This window comes from Amphritea sp. GJ51-11 (assembly GCF_055808735.1).
In genome coordinates this window covers 289488-292812 of the sequence record NZ_CM147881.1, presented here as the reverse complement: position 1 = coordinate 292812, position 3325 = coordinate 289488, and the positions used below count along the sequence as shown (strand labels likewise).

The window sequence follows — 3325 nt, the reverse complement described above, 5'->3', positions numbered from 1 at the left end:
CGCTGTACCCAGTGCTAAATCGATAGAATAGTCTGCACTTTGGCCTTCCAGACTAAGGGTATTGCCATTTTTGTCGGTTTCCCCCCATCAATCGTATCAACTCCCCCTGACCAATAACAAAGATATTATCGTTACTGTTACCGACAAAGGTGTCATCACCGCTCGAACCGATCACTTTGGTAAAGCCGGCTACACCATTATTAGACAGGTTGTACTGTGAGTCGGCAGCCACCGCTGCATTAATGACTCCGGAAAGCGAGTTCCAACGCTCCCCCAATACCGAGGTCGCACTACCAAATAGCACTTTAGACTCAGCAATCTCACCCCAAACAGGCACCTCAACAGCTTCCCATAAGGTATAAGCAATACCCGCGGTGCCATCTACCGTGACACCCTCAACGACATCTGAAGCATCAAGATTATTATCATAATTTTGATAATTAAGAGTGATATCACCCTCAGAAGAGATTACCCCTCGCAAACGAGCATTGTCATGGAAGGTGAAGATATTATCACCGCCACCGCCAACAATATTTTCAATACCGGTGGCAAATACGTAGTTGCCTAATAAAATATCATCAGGCAACGGAATACCTAAGCGCTTCAATGCTGATCCGAATATCTCGTCACGGACCATAATAAAATTAGCACCAATCGATAGCAGAGGCACTTCAGCATCATCTCGTCCAACACTGATAAGGTCGGTGAACTCACTAATATTATCGGTCGTGATTTCCCAAATATCGTAATGCAGCGTATTTTTAACTTCACCGCTACCCAGCTGGTCTTTAAGACCATAGCCTGCGTCGGAAAGGTCTAATGTATCAAAGAAATCACTGACACCTGCAATCTTGATATCAGGCGCTTCAATAACCGCAGCAGCCCCCCATAAGCCACTAAATTTATAGGTATCTGCGCCCCAACCACCTGCAAGTATATGAATACCCGGTGCGACAACATTATCTGAAAACAGTGAAGGCTCACCGTTAATCGCCGTTGCAACCACCGCATTTGCAATAAATTGCGCGGCAGGGTTAGTGATTGAGTTTTCAATTAAGTTACCGCCCACCTCAAACACATTACTGCCCAAAGAGGCATTACCCAATGCAGCCACAGGGTTGAGTGTCGTATTCAATACAATGTTTAAACCAGCACCGTAGGTCACATTATCGATATTCTGAATGCGGCCAGTAAAACCTGCCTGTTTACCCAATAAGCTGGTTAAAACCGTTTGAGTAAAGTCGTCTTTCGCATAGCCAGTAATGGCATTAGCATTATCACCAACAACAAGATTATCCGTATCGCTAAGGCGAGTGGTTCCGGTGACTTCCAGTATCCATGACTTAGTCTTGCTGCTATCAGGATTGACCGTAACGGTAATTTTGTTTGCCCCTAAGGCCGCATTCAGTGCGCTTTGAATGGCGACCTTGGTAGCCTCATCATTCTGATTGACCGGAATATCCAGGGTGCTGACACCATTAACGGACAGGCGGAAAGAGGGCAGTGACTGATCCACCAACGTAACACGTTGTTTTTCAGCCACACTCACCGTACTGCCATTGGCAATGGTGACAATATTGGCAGCTACACCGGGTGCAGCAACGGCGGTACTCTTAACCATCGCTAAGTTTGAGCCATCAACAATAAAAGGCTGTTCAGCCGCACTGAGATCAACCACGATTTCAACGACAAACTCACTTCCCACTAAAGTGGCGGGTAAGGCATTGATAGAGGATGTCGTCAAAGCTGCATTAATATTCGTTAGCAGCGTGCTACTGTTAGCGTCATAATCAATGGAACCGGTGGTCACACCACCAAAGTTAAGCGTGAATGTACCGCTAATAGCCTCACCGGCAACCACCGGCGGCATAGCAAATTTATAGATCCGGTTGGTCTCAACTAGAGAAGCATTGCTACTATCCGTGCGATCCAGATAGGCATCTATTGGCCCTACTTTTACCGGCGTTAAGGATTGATCGGTCGTGGCCGATGATAAGCCATAACCGGTGCCCCCCATCGATTCGACAATATGCGTAGTAGACGGTGTCAGTTTAATACTGAAATTATCGCCAACGAGGGTAACGACGGCTGTCGCCATACCCGCCAATTGGGTATTCAGTGCCGCTTCGATACGCCCACGCAGAGTATCGGCTGTCTCGCCTGTTTGTAGCGCAACATCCACATAGACGGAGCCGGTGACCGGACTGTTATCAGCCAAGGTCTTCAGGTTGTATTTCAGCCCCACGATGCCCTGCGAAGCGTCGTTAATATTGAGAACTTGGCTTTCCTGGCCATTGGTCGACTGACTGGTAATAGTCGATGTGCCCAATACCGTTGAAAAAAGACTGTTCTTGGCCACGATGGATGCAACAGAGCCACCCGCAATACTAATAATGAAGGGACCAGTGCCCGTCACTGTCACGGTACCCGACAAACTCGATTGCTGATTAATAAGCTGCTGTAAGGCAGCCTCAATAGCATCCTTATCGGCGTCCTGAGCTAAATCTACTGTTTTATGGCTACCAATAAATAAATTATAAGGATCAGTATTGGCACCGTGAGTAATAGTAATTGAGTGAACTTGTGGCGCAGTCATCGTTGATGGTGTTAAAACGAGATCAACCGCTGGTGCAGAAAGAGAAATATTAGTCAGCGTAGTAACCGCTTTATCCCCCTCCACACGCCAGCGCAGATCAAATGTTCCCGCGTCACCCGCCGTGACTAAAACCGCTTTTGGCGTACCCGTCGGCAGAGCCATCGCAGCATATATCGCGTTTTCAATACGCTGTGCCAGAGCGACATCATTAAGCGATGTTGCCGTTTCTTGCGTAAATACCGCCACACTACCTGACGCAGAAGTTAGGACGCCGGTAAATTCCACCATGTTATTCTGGTTCGTGTAAGCAATGAGGTAGCCTCCCTCATTCTTAGTCACCGAAACGACCTTTGAACCAGCAGCCAAACTAAACTCTGTGGCTAATTGCGTATTTATTTTATCCGCAATAGCCGTTGAATGATCGCCCGTTGCTACACCGCTGTTTAAACCGGTAATGGTTTGAACGGTTTGAACGCCGGCGATGGTTGTGACATAGGTCAGATTAAAGTCCGTCGAGTCGGTGACCAACAGCTGTTGCTGAACCGGCGGCGTCATATAGATAGGGGCCGTGGTTACCGTCGTCGCGTCACCCTGTACGGTTAATGTAAAACCGCCACGCTGGGCTTCGGGGATAGACAGGCGCTGGACTTCAGCACCTCGATGACCATCAACAACCGTATCAACAGCAACGGATGATTTGGAGGTTTCGGCTAAATTCACATACGAAAT

General features: G+C 47.7%; 1 protein-coding gene. It reads right to left on the bottom strand.

The window, feature by feature from the left end; all coding sequences use genetic code 11:
• Nucleotides 1–52 precede the first annotated feature (52 nt).
• Nucleotides 53–3316 carry a hypothetical protein gene (locus AC0L4K_RS01195; RefSeq protein WP_473267964.1) on the bottom strand — a complete coding sequence of 1088 codons (3264 nt, stop codon included), beginning with the start codon at nucleotides 3314–3316 and terminating at the stop codon, nucleotides 53–55.
• Nucleotides 3317–3325 lie beyond the last annotated feature (9 nt).